Raw genomic sequence first — 16,313 nt, 5'->3', positions numbered from 1 at the left:
ACTTTGCGGTTGTTCTTGAGTCGTTCGGGTTTCACGTCTCTCTCGACGATGGCGAATACTTCGGGGTATCCCCGGGCCCGTTCCTCGCTCCAGCCATGGAAGTTGATCACCCAGCGGCTGGCCGAGCAGTCCGGGCGGGAGTTGAGGTCCTCGCCGTTGAGGTAGGGGAAGAGGACGTCCTTGTTGCGGGGGTCGCGCTGGATGAGGTCGTGGGCCTGTTCAGGGGTGACGATGAAGCCCTTCCCCAGCACGTTGGACCCCTGGAACGACTGGCCCTTGTTCGCTACCAGACGGTACGGCCGTCCCGAAATCCGAGACCGTGGATCAAGCGACGAAGTGATACCCCGGACCTCCACATCGTCCAGTACCCGAGTGGCCTCAGCACCCAACCCCGGCCTGGTAGTCCAGACAGCGCAGTACTCCAGCGCCGCAGACCTCGAAGGCCAACGTGCGCTCTTCACCGCTCGGCGTACCTCGATGCCGTCGTCGAGTAGCTGATCGAGGCCAACCTCCCGAGTGTCGCCCTGGGCAAGGGTGTTGGTAGCGATCAGACCCGTCTGGCCGCGCTCGCTGAGCAGTTGGTGGGCTCTGAGTTCGAAGTACGCGACGAGGTCAGCGCTACCACGCTGCCCGCGCCCCAGACCGAGCACCAAGTACTCGCGGTACGCCTGCCCCAGTGTTCCCGTCAGCTTCTGGCCACCGAGGAACGGTGGGTTGCCGATGATCGCGTCGAAGCCTCCCTGCTCCGCCTCGAAGACCTCAGGGAAGACGAGTGGCCAATGCACGGGCAGGCGGACGAAGCCGTCCGTGGGGAGGTCCTTGCTCAGCCACTCCAGAGCACGCGTCCGAGCTTCATGGATCACTGGATCGGAGTCGCGGACCGTATCCGAGGCGACCGTGCTGGCCAGCTCCGCGGCCTTTAGGTACAGAGAATCGCTACCGCCCCCGGAGGCGAGGCTCGCTCCCGTCGTCAGGTCACCGATCAGCCGGAGGCGCTGCAGGTGTTCGTTGCTGGCCGCGAGTAGGCGTCGCTTCTCGTCGAGGTCGGCGATGGAGTCGCTGTGGATGTCGGCGATGGCCTGCCGGTTGCCTGACGCGTTGTGGACTCGGGTGCGCGTTTGCTCGGTCCACTGCTCGTCGAAGGCCCCCTTGTGCAGCTTGCGGCCTGCCGCCGGATCCAAGTGGATGTTCTCGATCTGCTCCAGCTTGGCGACCCCCAACAACGAGTCCCCCGCCACCAAGCGGTCATCCAGGAACGTGAACGGCCGTTCCGGGTCCATGGAGATCAGCCACAGCGACAGCTTGGCCATCTCCACCGCCATGGGATTGATGTCCACCCCGTACAGGCAGTGCTCGATGATCAGGCGCCGGGCGCGGACCATCACCGGGTCGCTCTCCGCGTCCGCCGCCGTCATCGCGCCCGCTTGGTCGCGGTGGCTGCCGCGGAACGCAAGGGCCTCCTCGTCCTCTGCCTCGACCCAGGCGTCGACTAGACGGTCCGCGAGGTAGCGGCAGGCGGCAACCAGGAAGGCGGCCGAACCCATCGCGATGTCGGCGACCTTGAGCTTCAAGATGTCGTCCGCGCCGATGAGCTTCCACTGCTTGTCGTCCGCCGTCTGGAGCGGGCCCGGACGGTAGACGAGTGGCTCCAGTGCTCCCACGGCGACCTGCTGGGCCAGGACACGCGGCGTGTAGTGAGTGCCGGTGTTCTTGCGGAGGCGGGACTCCGTGACGTACAAGCCGTCCTCCGGGATCACCACCGGCAGACCACGAAGGTCGTCGCGGAGGAGGCCGTGGAAGGGGAGGATGCGCTCGGCCAGGTCGCGGTCGTTCTCAGTGACCGCGAGCAGGCGGTGGGTCGCCTTGCCCCGCACCTGGTCGTCTCCAGGGGCGAGCAGCTTCTCCATCTTCGACGCCGCGGCCGGCGGCCTGGGGTCCTTCAAGTGCTCGTACAGTTTCTTCGACAGGCCAGGGAGATCGAGCTTCTGACCGGAGACGGCGCGTGCGCCCACTCCGAACGGGGCAGCCAGTTCCTCCAGTTCGGTCAGGCTCACTTCGTGCTCCAGGCCGGGCTTGCCGATGAGCCCGAGCACGGTGTCCTGGGCGCGCTTGCCGTCGTACGAGAGGAGGCCCTCGTAGACGTAGCCGATCTGCTCGACGTCGAGCGCGCGGAAGGTAAGCCGGCGCCGCTCCCTGTTGACGACGACGAACTGCACCGAGTCGAGGACGTGCAGGACGGTGCGGTCGTCGATCGGGAGGAGGGAAGTGTGGCCGTCAGCGGCCCGCGTGGCGTCGTCGCCCGTGGCGTCCGCGCCCTCCGGGACTGCCTCCAACCAGGGGAAGCGCTTTGGGTCGAAGATCGAGCCGTCGTACGCCGGCAATGTGAGCAGTGGGTGGTCCACTCCGCCGTGCACGGCGTGGAAGAGGGCGATCAGCCGGTGCCAGGCGGCGGTGGTGTGGTCCAGGGAGTCCTCGCCGTCCGCGCGGCGGCGTTTGTCCAGCGTCTCGTACAGCCGGCCGGCCGAGTACGCCTCCGCGTAAAGCTCGTTGTCAGCGGGCAGCAGGCCCCGTTCCTCGGCGAAGAGGAGGAAGACGACGCGCATCATGACCGCAACGGCGCCCCGGTAGACCTCGCTCGCCGGTACGCCTGACAATCCCTTGCCGCCGCGTTTGACCATCCGGGCCTCGGCGCGGCCGATGGAATCCACCAGGAGTTCGACGGCTTGACGGACCTGGATGCCGAGCGCCTCGGTGACGTCTTCCTGGCCGTCCAGGCTCTCGCGCAGCAGCGCAGGGAGCAGTTCGTCCACCGGGCGTCCGAAGAACCGGCCGCGGCGGAGGAGGGACACCCAGGCGCGGACCGCCACCAGGTCGGCTGCCTCGTTCCAGGCGATGGTCTCGAAGGTGGCGCTCGTCGTGACGCCGCCGGGCGGTGCCCAGACCAGGGACCACCAACGGCCGTCGGTGACCAGGCCCAGCTCGACGCCATGGTGGCGCAGGACGTGGGCGAGCCGGTCGACTCCGCTTGCCGCCCAGGAGTCGTCCCTGATTCGGCGGGTCGGCACGGTGTCGGGCGGGAGGATCAGGCCGAGGATCGGTACGTGCTGGGCGGTGCCAGCAGTATCCGGTTCGGCGGTGGGGTCGGTTCCGGGGCGGACGAGGGCGAAGTCGGGGCGGACGGTGGTGTCGGACCCGGGCGGGCTGACGGCGAACCGGTCCAGCAGCGTGTCGTCCTCGGCCAGGCTCTCACCGCTGTCGCCGAACTGTCCGGCGCCCTCCCGCAGATGTAGGGCGTCGTCCCATTCCAGCAGGGTGCGTAGCTGGAAGCCGATCCAGTCGAGGCGGCCGGCGCCCTTGCGGTCGTCCTGCCAGATGCCGTGGTGGAGGCGGATGTCGGCGCGGCGCCCGCTGGGCACGCCTTCCAGCTGTGGCCAGCTGCGCAGCAGGACCGGCAGGGTGAGGAACGGGCCGGACACCTCGACGAGGTTCAGCCAGTCCAGGTGCTGCTGCTTGCCGTCGGACGCCTTCGCGGCACGGATTGCGGCGGCGGAGGGGCGGCGGCTTCCGGAGCGCGGCGCGGAGCTCATCAGTATGCCTCCTTGGCGGGGATGACGAAGACGACGGCGACGGGGAAGAGATGGTCCTGCGGTTCGCGGTAGCGGGCGGCGATCGCGGCGAGTTCGCGCTCGCGTTCGTCCTCCACGCCGTCGAGCCGGGCCCGCCAGCGCTTGCGGTCGTCGGCGAGCTGGCGGCGTTCGTCGGGATCCTTCAGCTCGTCCAGGCCGAAGAGCGTGTCCATCCCGCCCGTCGGGGAGGCCGCCGTGGCGGAAGAGGTCTCGCCGAGCCGGTTCCGCAGAGTGCGCTGGAGACGGTCGAGGGTGGCGTTGATGCGCTGCTCCTCATCGGCCTGGCGCTCGGCCAGCCGGTCCATCAGGGACACCTTGCGTTCCTTGCCGCGCGCGTCGACGGACTGGGTGAGGCCCTCGTACGTCTTCGGCCAGCTCTGCTGGAGCCGGTGGAGCAGGCGCTCCTTGGCGGGGCGGCCTTCGGTGAGCGCGCGGTCCAGGATCGAGGCGACCGCCTCCACTCCGCGCAGCCGACGCTGCCAGCCGTTGTCGCCGAGCCAGCCGCCCGCGTGCAGGATCTCCTCATGGAGGCGCTGCCCGTCCGTGCCGACCAGCACGAAGCGGGCGTACGCGCCGACGAACGTGGTCTCCAGGGCGGGGTCGTCGCTGACGACGGCCGTGATCCGGCGCAGGTCGACGTTGTCCGCGTTCCAGACGGCCGCGCGCAGCAGCCGCGTCGACATAGCTACCAGGGGATGGTTCAGATGGGCCAGCACGATGTCGGGGCGTCCCGAGGCCGCCCGCGCATCGAAGGTGACCGGGCGAAGGACGTCGGGGCGGAGCTTGTCGGGCAGGCCGCGGGTGGCGCGCTCCCACGAGCCGGTCAGCGGGGGCACGGTGTACAGGCCCTGCCGGAAGTCGTCCTCGGACGGCGCGTTCTCGTCGAGGCACGGTACTAGGGGCTGCTGGCGGGCCAGGTTCAGCGCGGTGTTCACCACGCGGGCGACCCGGTCCGGGGTGATGCCGAGTTCCACGGTCGTCTGCTTCAGCTGGGCGCTGAGCCGCCGCACCTGCTCAGTGACGTTCTGATCGGCGTCCACCTTGCCGCCCGTGGGGCGCCCCTTGATCTTCTTCGCTCGGGCGTGCTCGATGTCGAAGTCGCTGAGCTGGCCCGTCATCCGCAGCTGTACCTTCTCGGCGAGTACGGCGTTGACCTCGCCGAGGTCCTCCTCCATTTGCGTGACCTTCCGCGCGATGCGGGCGAGGAACTCCAGGTCGGCCTCGTACACGTCTGTCCTGGCCTTGTCCCAGGCGGCGCCGACGAAGTGCATGATCTGCGGGTTGTATCGCTGGCCGTAGCGATCGATGCGGCCGATGCGCTGTTCGAGCTTGTTGGGGTTGAACGGGATGTCGTAGTTGATCAAATATCGACAATGATCTTGGAGGTCGATTCCCTCGCTTGCGGCGTCAGTGGCGATGAGGATGCGTACCGTGCCCTCGGGGCTGGTGGGCTGTTCCTGGAAGGCGAGCCGGATCTGCTCGCGCTCGTCGGCATTCTTCCCGCCGTGGAGGGTGAGGACGCGGCCCTCTTGCGCCAGGCCCTCCTGCTGGAGCAGGTTCAGCAGCCAGTCTTGGGTGTCGCGGTACTCGGTGAACACGACGACCCGCTCGTTCCCCCAGGTCCCGCCGGTGAAGCAGACGGCCTTGAGGGTCTTGACGAGCTCCTTGGCCTTGGCGTCAGGGGACGCCTGGTGGGCCTGGCCCCAGCGGGCCATCCGCTCCAGCAGCTCGGCCTCTTCCTCGGAAGATCCCGGGGTGACCGTGGAGGCGCGGGTGATCGCGTCGTGCTCGGCCTCGGCCAGCTCCTCGTCGTCGAGCTCGGCGGCGTAGTCCTCGTACTGCGTGATCCACAGCGGGGTCTCGACCGGGACCGGAACCTCCTTTTTTCCGCCTGACTTCGCCTTGGCGCGTACCGATTCGAGGTGGACACCGACGGTGTGCGCGAAGGCGGCGGGAGAGGAGAACAGCCGCTTCTTCAGCAGCAGGGTGACCAGGTCGACGGCCTTCCGGCCGCCGCGCCGGTCGGGCGTGACCCGCTTCTTGCGCAGTTCTGCGTAGCGGGTGAGGAGGGCGTGGATCTCGCGCTCGGTGTCGGGGTACTCGACAGGCAGCGCCTTCGACTCGCGGACGTGGAAGCGGGGGTTGCCCTCCTCGTCGGTCACGGAGGTCTTCAGACGTCGTACGACGGTGTCGTCGAGGGCGGCCTTGTCCGGCTCGCCGCCGCGGAAGAAGCGCTGGTTGTCGATGAGTTCCAGCAGGGCGGTGTACGACTCCTGGTAGCCGTTGTGCGGGGTGGCGGAGAGGAAGAGCCGGTGCTCGAAGTGGGGGGCGAGACGCCGGATCAGCTTGGTCTGCTGGGAGTCGACGGCGTAGATCTGCTTGGGCGCGCTCGGGGCGACATGGTGCGCCTCGTCCAGGATCAGCAGATCGAAGGTACGGCGCCCGGGGCGGCCCGGCAGCTCCGTCGCCCCTCCCGGGGGTAGCACTTCGTCGACAAGCCGCTGCGCTTTGGGCGTGCGCAACCAGGGGAGGCTGACGATGGTCAAGGGGAACACTCGGAACGGGTTGGCGGCGCTGCTGTGCGTGCGGCGCAGTTCGGCGCAGCAGGCAGAGTCGACCACGGTGAAGTCGAGGCCGAACTTGTCGGCCATCTCGTCGCGCCACTTGAGGGTGAGCCCCGCTGGGCAGACAACCATGACGCGATGGGCCCGGCCGCGCAGCCGCAGCTCCTCGGCGACCAGTCCGGCCTCCACTGTCTTGCCGAGACCGACATCGTCGGCGAGCAGCAGATTGACACGGGGGGCGCCGACGGCTCGAGCGACCGGTTCCAGCTGGTACGGCTCGATGGCCACCCCTGACCGGAAGGGGGACTGGAGCGTCTTCACGTCGGCGGAAGCGACGGCGGACCAGCGGACGGCGTCGAGGAAGGCCGCGAGCTGCTCCGGCGGGTCGAACGCTCCGGTGGAGGCGTCCGGAAGGGAGCCGGCGGGGAGGACGCGGCGTCCCGGCTCGACCTCCCATATCACGGAGAGGGTGTCGCCGTAGCGGCCATCGGCAACGGACTGTAGATGCACCACGGTGGCATCGCCAGCCGGGGCGGCTTCGACTCCGGACACCACCCAGTTCTGGCCGCGTACCTGAACGAGAGCATTCACCTTCGGCGGCGCGACGATTCCGGAGGCTTCGGAAGTACGGGTGGTTCCGGGCATGCGGACATCCTCCACTATCACTACCGGCGAGACGGCGGTGCCTACCGGAGTGCCTCATATTGGCGAGCGATTCCTTCGTTGACCTAGATCACATACTTTCTCTCCTGGTTGCGGACGGGGCGTCGGCGGGTCACTGCGGGAGGCGGAGCGCGCGGGTCAGTCTGCCCAGGCGGCTGACCAGACGCTCCACCTCGGCATGGGCCTGATGGTCGGGAGGCAGCGCCGTCCGTTGGTCGTCGGCGAGGTGGCGCAGAGCCTCCAGGGCTTCACCCGCCGAGCCTGAGCCCGCCAGGAGGGTGGCGATATCCCGGCGGGTCTCCAACACCTCCGGATCCAGAGGGGAAAGCACCTTCTTCTGGAGATCGAGTGCCTCGCGAAGCTCCAGGAGGGCGGCGGAGTTGTGCCCGAGCCGGCCAAGGCAGCGGGCCGCCATCACCCGGCAAGCCGCGAGGTCTGCGTCCGGCGCGGAACGGGTCGACACGAGGGTCTCCGCGAGCTCCAGGCAGCCCTCGCGTGCCGCTTGCAGTTCCTGCCCTTCGAACTGCAAGCGAAGGATGGCCAGTCGGCGGGACACGACCTCCGGATGGGAGGAGTCGAAACGGGGCAGCACCTCGTTGAGATCCCTGCCCAGCAGCTCCAGTGCCTGTGACAACCGTCCCTCTGCCGCAAGGCGTTGCGCGCGTTCGCGCAGGTCCGCCGATTCCGCAGGTGACCGGGCCCCGAAGGTGGGCGGCGGTTGCGCTAGCCGAACGGAAGGTTGTGCAGTTGCGGGCGGGGCCGGGGCGTGCTCCGGAACGGATGCGTGCGCTTTGTCCGAAGGAGGATCGTTCGGAAGGTCGCTGCCATCGTGCGGCAGGCGCGCGGTGGTCTTGGCGGGCCTCGGCGTTCCGGCGCGGGCGGCCTTCGGCACCGCCTGCTCGGCCCAGGGCGTGAGGGCCTCCCGGACTTCGGCTGCGTCCACTGGCCGATCCTCCGGGCGCTTCGCAAGTAAGCGGGAGACCAGGTTGCACAGTTCGGCTGGTGCGTCGTCACGCAGCCGTTCCAGTGGTACTGGAGTATCGGCGATGTGCTGGACCACCAGGGCCAGCGGCTCGTCGGCCGTGAACGGCGGTCGTCCACCCAGTATCTCGTACAGCACGCACCCCAGTGCGTACAGATCACTGAGGGGAGTGGCCGCCTGCCCCTTGCCTTGCTCTGGAGAGATGAAGCCCGGAGTTCCGGCCACCATGCCTGCGTCGGTCAACCGTGGGCCGTCCGGTGGTTGCAGGGCGGTGGCGATACCGAAGTCGAGGACGCGTACCGTGCCGTCTGCCGTGAGCATCACGTTGCGGGGCGTGAGATCCCGGTGGACGAAGCCGCGTCCGTGAGCCTGGACCAGCACGGAGCACACCTGGGCGCCCACCGCGGCGGCCCACTCCACGGGAAAGGGCCCGCGCTGGGCCACCAGCCGGTCCAGCGTGTGTCCGTACACGCGCTGCATGACCAGATAGAGCCGACTCGCTCGATGGGTGCCCGCATCATGGATGACCGGTACGTACGGATGCTCCAGCTTGGCCATCAGTCGTGCTTCTCTGGTGAAGCGGACGACGGCGGGGTCCTGCGGATCGAGCCCGCGCGGCATCCTGGAGACAGCCGTCCGTGGCGTCAGCAGTTTCACCGCCACAGACCGGTCCAGCCGCTGATCGTACGCCGCCCACACCTCGCCCATGCCACCTCTGCCGAGCAGCTCCGCCAGCTCGTAGCGGCCGTCGATCAGTTCGCCCCTCGTCAGGCGCTGGTCCCTCATCGTCTTCGCCGCGCCCTTTTGTCGCCCCGGGTTGCCGGTGGTCGCGGAGAGGCCGAGCCATACGGGGCCTCCCCAAGGTGTGTACGCTCTCGGTCCGCCTCGAACCATCACGGTGGGTGCATGGTCGCTAACGATCCTAGGTCAGCACGAGAGGACCGGGGAGCGGACGAGTAAACCGAGGGTCTCGAAGCTACCGAAATCCTTCACCGGCGCCCCGCTCCACACGGGTTCCCTGCACTCAGGAAGGGTGTACGACTCACGGTGCTACGCCTCAAGGGGCAGATTGCCGGGTATTTTCATAGGCGCGCCGTATGTACGGTTTCGGAGCAGGTCGCGGGCTGGCGAGTTCCGGCGGAAGCGGCGGGCGTCCAGCCCCTCGTTTGCACGTCCGGCAGTGCCGGCACGGTGGTCCTTACGCTTCTCGACTCCCCCGCTGCCACGGGCTACAGCTTCACGTACCACGGCGACTTCGACTGGCCGGGGATCACTCTCGCCATCTCGACCATCCGCCGCTATGAAGCCTTGCCGTGGCACATGGGCACCGCGGACTACGAGCATCTGGCCGCTCGCAGTCAAGCCGAGGGCATCCCTCAACTGATGCTCGACGGCGAGCCGGTCAGCGCCGGCTGGGACCCGGATTTCGCCCCAGCCATGACCGCTCTCGGCGTCGCGCTCCATGAGGAAGCGGCCCTCGACCTCTTGGTGGCCGACCTGTCACGCCTGACGTAGAGACATCGGCGCCGTGCCGAACTCCGGGAGCCACTCTGCTCCGGCAACCCCCATCTAGACCCGTATGTCCGTAACCGACTGCGCTGTCAGTCCCCTTCGGCATGATTGACGCCAACACCTGCTGGATCACCGTGCCCGGCTGGGACCGATCAGAGGCCAGGGGCGCGGTGTTGGAGATTGGAGTCCGATGACTGCCGCGGAGTCACGTACGTCTCTCCCTTTCAAATTTCTGCGTACGGTCATCGCACAGGCATCCGACGGTTCCCCGCCTACGCGCATGGCTGTTGAGGCGATACGCACGACACCCCCGGGCCCGGATCGGGATGGCCTGCTCATGGCCCTGCTCACCGGGCCGCTCGCGCAGTCGGCGCCCGAGTGGCTGTTGGCCACGGCGGTGGAGAGCGATCTGAATCGCGAACCGCAGCCATACATGACGACCGACCGCATGGAGTTGACCCGCGTCGCCCTGTCGCACCCCGCCTGCCCGGACGCATACAGGGTGCGGTATCTGCGGGAGTGCACTGACGCGCGACTCGGTGTGCTTGGCCGGAAAGAGGGTGGGGCAGCGCTCATCCGCGCCGTCGTTGCTGAGCTCCATCGCCGCTCGGCAACGGACCTGCCCATCACCCCCGAGCTGCTGACGGTTCCGACGCCGGCCCAGCTCGTACTCGGTGAACACGACCTGCACGAGGACATGTTCGTCGCAGCCCTCGACTGCCTCCCGTCCAGACCGGACGAGCATGACGGCGAAGAGAACGTCGAGGTGTGGATGAAGCGCCACCGTGCCGCATCCGACGCATGGGACAGCATGTGGTCCGGCATCGTCCAGGCACAGACCGTGCATCACCGCCGCCTGCTGACCTGGTGCGCGCAGCACCGTGACGCCGATCGCGTGGTGCGCGAGCACCTGCTCAACTCGTTGCCGTGGCGCGTCGAACCGTCCTTGTTGGAGGAAGTCGCCGCCCACGACCTGGAGCACTTCGGTCGCGCGGTCCTCCTCACCCGGATCTCCCGGTCCTGCCGGGATGGGCTGACGCCCGCGCAGGCACGGGAGCGCTACGCCGACGAGCTGGCGGCTGCGTCCCAGGAGGAGCGGGACTACGTAGAGCGATTCCTCGACGCGGAGATGCAGTCCGGGTACCTCCAGACCATGGCCTGCCGCTCCGCTGTCGCCTGGGTGGAGCGCGCAGGCAAGCAAACCTGGCGGTTCCTCCTCAACCCCGGCGAGGCTCAGCATCTCGGACGGCCACGGGAATGGCTGGCGTCTGAAGAACTCGTCGCCGCCCTCGGCACCCGGTTCGCGACCATCTCCCTTACCGCCTTGAGCCTCTGGGAGCCTGACCCCGATTCTCGCTATCCGACCGTGCGCGATCTCGGCTGGTTGCACGCACTCCTCGTGCATCTCCCCGAAGTCCCGGACGAGGCGCGGCAGAAAGCACGTCTCGTGGTGCAGGACACTCGGCGGGCCCTGTCCGCCCGGTCCGATGCGCACGGCTACTCTTCCGGCCATTCCGCGTGGGAGGAGAACCGACGGGCCAAGGAACTGATCGCCACCATCATGCCGCTCGTCACCGATCCCGTCCCCGCCTTGCCGGGCCGGCGCACGGCCTCCCTCGGCGACCCGCAGGACATCGGTTTCAAGAAGCTGGCCGACGCCGACGAGGACGTTCTTGTCGCCTACCTGGACCGACACACGGGCAACGACCCGCTCATCGAGGAGGCCCTGCTCTCCTTTGCCGTCCGTTCCTACCGAAAGTCCCTCACCTTCGACGACGTGCTGGCCCGCCACTCCGCCCCGCAGCAGGCACTGCTTGACCTGACGCTGCACCTACGCAGGCGCCTGGGCGGCGGACCCGACCTACGTGGAAGCTGGGCCGAGATCCTGCTGGCCCAGCCCGAGTGCCCTGCGGAGTTGCTCCGGCTGCTGCCTGCCTGGTCAGCGCTGAAAGCCCGCGGCCGGCACTACAACACCGCTCATCCCGCAGTCGCCGCCTACGTCACCGAGGCGCTCGGAGACCGTGACGCGGCGTGGGAGCGGTTCGCGGCGAGTCCCATGTCTCACGCCGGCCCGGGCGCCTGGCATCGGCTCGGCGACCTCCTCGACGCGGCAGTCAAGGGGACCGCGTGGCCGACGCCTCCGCCCGGACGATGACAGCAGCCATGTCGGTCAGTCTCAGTCTCGTGGACATGCTCCCCGAGCGCCTCGCCCAGTACATAGAGAACGTTAGTGGCAGGGTCCGGACGCGTGGCTCCTCGGGAGCCATCTGGGAGCCGACCCGCTCTCCGAGCCTCTTCAAGACCGCGCAAGACCGCGCAAGACCAACGCCCTGATCAGGTAAAACACCAATCGCGCTGGCAAGATCACCAACCGAACCTCATTCGGGACGAAGAGGTCGTGGGTTCAAATCCCGCCACCCCGACAGTGAAGTACCAGGTCAGGGGCCTGATCCGCTCAGCGGGTCGGGCCCCTGAGTGGTTTCGTGCTCAGCACTGCCGACGGGGACCTCAAGGACCCTGGCGGCGGACGTCGGGAGCGATGGAGTAGCCGATCTCGAGACGGCTACTGGGCCGCGGCCAACAACAGTGCAGTGCCGAGACGGCCGAACGGATCGATTCCTGCGGTACGACGCGGGCATGTCGAGCGCACCTGGCCGCCCTGGCCGGCGGCGGGCCTGCGCAGTCACGACTTTCCGGAGTGCCCGCCACGGCCCCCGCCCAGACCGTAATCTCTTCTCCACGGCGTGGGACGCAAGGGGGACGGCATGGGCGTGATGCGACCCGACAGGGAACAGGTCGTCAGGTACACCACGGACGACGGCGACGAAGTGCAGGTGGAGATCAGGCCCGCCGCCGACGACCTCCGCCCCATCGATCCCGACCGGCCCATCGGCCGGCTGGAGCGGGCTTTCCGGCCGATCCTTCAGGCTGCCTCCGCGGCGGCGAGAGCCGCCCGGGAAAGCGCCGACCAGCCCGACGAAATCACCGTCCGCTTCGGACTGACCCTCACGGGCAGCGGACAGGCCGTCATCGCACGTGGACTGGACGAAACCAACTTCGAAATCACCCTTCACTGGCACCGACGCCCGGGCCCGAACGCCGACGTCATGTACGACGACGTTCGGAACGGCATCTGACCATGCCCATCAAGGTGTTCATCAGCTGGTCGGGCCCGCAGGCGAAGCACATGGCCGAGTCCCTCAAGGGCTGGCTGCCCCTCGTCATTCAGGAAGCCGCGCCCTTCGTCTCGTCCGTGGACATCGACCGGGGCGACCGGCCGTTGCCGAAGATAGCCGCCGAACTGGAGGGAAGCTCCTTCGGGATTGTCTGTGTCACCCGGGAGAACAGCCTCAAGCCCTGGATCAACTTCGAGGCCGGCGCGCTGTCCAAAACCATCGGTGACGCACGAGTCGTGCCGCTCCTGCTCGATCTCCCCGTCAGCGACCTGACCGGCCCGCTCAAGCAGTTCCAGGCTGTCTCCAGCACGAGCGAAACGCAGTTGCTGGAAATGATGAAGTCTCTGCGCGACCACGCCAGCCTCAACTTCCTGGACAACGACCGGCTGAAGGACTCCTTCAACGCCTTCTATTCCCGGATCGAGAACGCGCTGCGCGTGGCCCGGGACATGCCGAGCGACGCCGCCGCCACGACCCCGGCGCGGGCCCAGGGCGATGTCCTGGAAGAGGTTCTCGTGCTGGCCCGCCGCCAGGAGAACGTTCTGCGCACCCTCATCGAACGCGTCGACTCCTCGGTGCCGATGACGGTCTTGCGTGACCCCCTCGCGTCCGCCGCGGGCAAGGCCGACAGCCGACGGGAAGTCATCGACGAACTGATCGCTTACCTCGCACTGCCCGACGAGCGCGCGCTCACCTACCGCGTCAATACCGACCGCACTCCCGAAGATCTCCTGGTCGGATACGACGTGGGCACCATCGACGCCGAGAACGCGGAAGCTGTTCGCGCACAAGTAGAGGAGTTCGTCAGACGACGAGGCGTGCATGTGACCGTGCGGTCGAACGACGGATTCCAGATCATCGCCAGCCCTGGACGGGAGACTGTGGTCCTCACCCCTGTAGAGCCGCCCGAGTCCGCCGGTGTGCTCACCGCGGACGGCGCCCTCACGCACACCGGCGCGGCAGACGGGCAGCCCGAAGAGTCCGACCGGGCGGGCACCGGCACGTCGTCGCCTCCGCCGTCACAGTGAGCCGCTCTTCCGGCAGGGCGGTCTTGGCGAACCTGCGACGCGGCAGTACTCTCGCCCACTTCGGCCGCTCGTTTCTCACGGGTCTCGGCCTGATCGCCGGCATCTGCGGTCTCGGCACCGGCCTCTTCCCCGACCTCGCCGAGGAATTCGGTGCCCCGGTCCTCGCCGCCTCCCTGGCCCTCGCTCTCGGCTACGGAACGTGGGCAGCCTGGCCACGTCTTTCCTTCGACCGCTCCTTCGAACTGCCCGCGACCCGCGTCTCCGTCGTCGTCGGCGACCTCTTCTCTCAGGACGGCCACCTCGTCGTCGGCATGTCCGACACCTTCGACACCGCGTTGCCGGTCCTCATCCACCCCGGCAGTGTCCAGGCCCAACTCCTGACAGGCGAGTACGCCGGCGACACGGCACGGCTGGACGCGGAGATCGCCTCGGCCCTCGCCGGTCGCACCATCGTGGCGAGCGAGAGGCGGGAGGACAAACCGCTCGGAAAGCTGGACCGCTACCCTATGGGCACCGTTGTTGTCCTGGGCTCCGAACACCGCCGCTACTACGGAGTGGCCTACAGCCGGATGCGCAACGACTACGTCTGCGAGTCCAGCGTCTCCCAACTGTGGGACGCCTTGATGGAACTCTGGGCGACGGTCCGCAACACGGCACACCTGGGCACAGTCTCCATCACCACTGTCGGTCTCGGACTCGCCCGGCTCTCGGGCCGGATCACTCAGGCGGACATAGTGAGGCTGATCATCATCACGTACCTGACGTCGTCGCGCGAAAGCGTGGTCGCCAGCCACCTGCGGATCGTGCTGGCTCCCGGCACGGCGGCGCAGGTCGACCTACGCCGCCTCGGTGACTACCTCCGCGCCCAATAGGTCCGTGCGCGCCCCCCAAACGGCTCATCTGCCGGTGTGCGGAGCGGCCGCGGGCAGCTCCACCGTGACGCGGAGGCCTCCGCTGTGGCGTGGGGTGAGGGTCAGGGTGCCGTCATGGGCCTGGGTGATGGTGTTGACGATGGCCAGGCCCAGGCCGACGCCTGGGTGGTCGGTGTGTACGCGTTCGGTACCGCGCTGAAAGGGTTCGGTGAGGGTCGAGGCCTGGTGGGGGCTGATCAGGTCGCCGGTGTTCTCGACGAGGAGCCGCGTGGTGCGGGGGCCGGGGGCGGTGTGGATCCAGACCCTGCCCCGGCCGGGGAGGTTGTGGACGATCGCGTTGTGGACGAGGTTCGTCGTCAGTTGGAGGAGGAGGGCCGGTGATCCGAGGGCCAGCGTTACCTGGCCGCTGGTTTCGAGGGTGACACCGTGCCTCTCCGCGAAGGGGAGCAGGGTCTCGGTGGCTTCCTCCGCGAGGAGGGACAGGTCGACCTGTTCCCGGGTGAAGGAGCGCTGGCCGGCGCGGCTGAGCAGGAGCAGGGCCTCGGTGAGGTCGATCGCCCTGGTGTTCACGGCGTGGAGGCGGTCGATGATCTCGCCGGGGTCCTGGTGCGGGTCGGTGCGGGCCACGTCGAGGATGGCCTTCGAGACGGCCAGCGGGGTGCGCAGCTCGTGCGAGGCGTTGGCCGCGAAGCGCCGCTGTTCGGCCACGTGGGCTTCGAGGCGGGCGAGCATCTCGTCGAAGGCGTCGGCCAGTTCGCGGTACTCGTCCCTGCGGCCCGGCAGCCGGATGCGGTGGGAAAGGGAGCCGGTCGCGGCCGTGCGGGTGGCCTCCGTGATGCGGTCCAGGGGAGCGAGCATGCGTCCGGCGAGGAACCATCCGCCCACGAGGCCGAACACCAGGAGGAACGCCATGACCCACGCTGCCGTGGGCGCGAAACTGCGGAGGAAGATCGTGCCGGGAGTCGCTCGCACCGACCCCCATTCATTGGTGATCAACCACCCCTGGCGCACGAGGAACACCCCCACGGCTGCAAGCAGCAGAGCACCCGCGAGCATGAGGAATCCCGCGTAGCTGAGGGTGAGCTTCAGTCGGACGCTCAGGCCGGGTCTCCTATCCACTGTCGCCGCCCGTCTGCTCGGTGACGGGTGCCGTGTCGATGCGGTATCCGACACCCGGCACGGTGGCGATGATCCCCGGTACGCCAAGACGCTTGCGCAGGGCCGAGACGGTGATGCGGACGGCGTTGGTGAACGGGTCGGCGTTCTCGTCCCACGCACGTTCCAGGAGTTCCTCGGCGCTGACCACGCCGCCCTCGGCTGCGACCAGGACTTCGAGCACGGCGAACTGCTTCCTGGTCAGCGCGACGTAGCGGCCGCCCCGGTAGACCTCCCTGCGGAACGGGTCGAGGCGCAGGCCGGCGATCTCCCGCACCGGAGGTCTGCTGTGGGCGCGCCTGCGGTCGAGTGCCCGGAGCCTGAGCGCGAGCTCCTGCAGTTCGAACGGCTTGGTCAGGTAGTCGTCGGCGCCGAGTCCGAAGCCGGACGCTTTGTCGTCGAGGCGGTCGGCCGCGGTGAGCATGAGGATCGGCATGCCACTGCCGGACGCGACGATGCGTTCGGCGATCTCGTCACCGGAAGGGCCGGGGATGTCACGGTCGAGGACGGCGATGTCGTAGGCGTTGACGCTCAGCAGCTCCAACGCGGTGTCACCGTCGCCCGCGATGTCGGCCGCGATGGCCTCCAGACGCAGGCCGTCACGGATCGCCTCCGCCAGGTAGGGCTCGTCCTCGACAATCAGCACACGCATGGTGTCGAGGTTACGAGTCGCCACATATCGTCGGCATATCGAAAACCGCATACGTGCCGGCAACACGCCGCCGCGTTCACTGG

General features: G+C 68.3%; 10 protein-coding genes. 5 read left to right on the top strand and 5 right to left on the bottom strand.

Features of this window, described 5'->3' with window-relative positions; all coding sequences use genetic code 11:
• From ACFV9J_RS11515 to ACFV9J_RS11505, 3 genes are all read right to left on the bottom strand, one after another.
• A partial coding sequence (locus ACFV9J_RS11515) for an Eco57I restriction-modification methylase domain-containing protein (protein ID WP_385352894.1) occupies positions 1-3,587 on the bottom strand: 3,587 nt, incomplete at its 3' end.
• A complete protein-coding gene (gene drmD / locus ACFV9J_RS11510) occupies positions 3,587-6,835 on the bottom strand; it encodes a DISARM system SNF2-like helicase DrmD (protein ID WP_385352892.1) in 3,249 nt (1,082 codons plus the stop codon). The genes ACFV9J_RS11515 and drmD, both read right to left, overlap by 1 nt.
• 130 nt (positions 6,836-6,965) lie before the next feature.
• Positions 6,966-8,621: a protein kinase gene (locus ACFV9J_RS11505; RefSeq protein ID WP_385352890.1), complete on the bottom strand. Its 1,656-nt coding sequence runs from the start codon at positions 8,619-8,621 to the stop codon at positions 6,966-6,968.
• Positions 8,622-8,882: 261 nt separating this feature from the next.
• Between ACFV9J_RS11505 and ACFV9J_RS11500 the strand changes: the two genes are divergently transcribed.
• From ACFV9J_RS11500 to ACFV9J_RS11480, 5 genes are all read left to right on the top strand, one after another.
• Entirely contained in the window at positions 8,883-9,350 is a 468-nt protein-coding gene (locus ACFV9J_RS11500) for a DUF2399 domain-containing protein (protein ID WP_385352888.1), read from the top strand.
• A gap of 334 nt (positions 9,351-9,684) precedes the next feature.
• Positions 9,685-11,502, top strand: a complete 1,818-nt coding sequence (locus ACFV9J_RS11495) for a hypothetical protein (protein ID WP_385352886.1) — start codon at positions 9,685-9,687, stop codon at positions 11,500-11,502.
• Positions 11,503-12,112: 610 nt separating this feature from the next.
• Complete coding sequence (locus tag ACFV9J_RS11490) at positions 12,113-12,484, top strand: CU044_2847 family protein (protein ID WP_385352884.1); 372 nt, start codon at positions 12,113-12,115, stop codon at positions 12,482-12,484.
• A 2-nt stretch (positions 12,485-12,486) separates the two neighbouring features.
• Positions 12,487-13,551 (top strand): toll/interleukin-1 receptor domain-containing protein, encoded by a 1,065-nt coding sequence (locus ACFV9J_RS11485; RefSeq protein WP_385352882.1) that lies wholly within the window; start codon positions 12,487-12,489, stop codon positions 13,549-13,551.
• A 23-nt stretch (positions 13,552-13,574) separates the two neighbouring features.
• Entirely contained in the window at positions 13,575-14,423 is an 849-nt protein-coding gene (locus tag ACFV9J_RS11480; protein WP_385352880.1) for a macro domain-containing protein, read from the top strand.
• A gap of 24 nt (positions 14,424-14,447) precedes the next feature.
• On the opposite strand, the gene vanS-Sc is transcribed toward ACFV9J_RS11480, so the two are convergent.
• Positions 14,448-15,542: a VanSc-type vancomycin resistance histidine kinase VanS gene (gene vanS-Sc / locus ACFV9J_RS11475; protein WP_385352878.1), complete on the bottom strand. Its 1,095-nt coding sequence runs from the start codon at positions 15,540-15,542 to the stop codon at positions 14,448-14,450.
• Positions 15,535-16,230 carry a VanSc-type vancomycin resistance response regulator transcription factor VanR gene (vanR-Sc, locus tag ACFV9J_RS11470; RefSeq protein ID WP_385352876.1) on the bottom strand — a complete coding sequence of 232 codons (696 nt, stop codon included), beginning with the start codon at positions 16,228-16,230 and terminating at the stop codon, positions 15,535-15,537. Before vanR-Sc ends, vanS-Sc begins: the two co-directional genes overlap by 8 nt.
• Between the last annotated feature and the right edge of the window lie 83 nt (positions 16,231-16,313).

The organism is Streptomyces sp. NPDC059906 (assembly GCF_042730645.1).
Taxonomy (GTDB): domain Bacteria; phylum Actinomycetota; class Actinomycetes; order Streptomycetales; family Streptomycetaceae; genus Streptomyces; species Streptomyces rubrogriseus.
The sequence above is the reverse complement of the archived record's forward strand: the minus strand, read 5'-3'. Positions and strand labels throughout refer to the sequence as shown.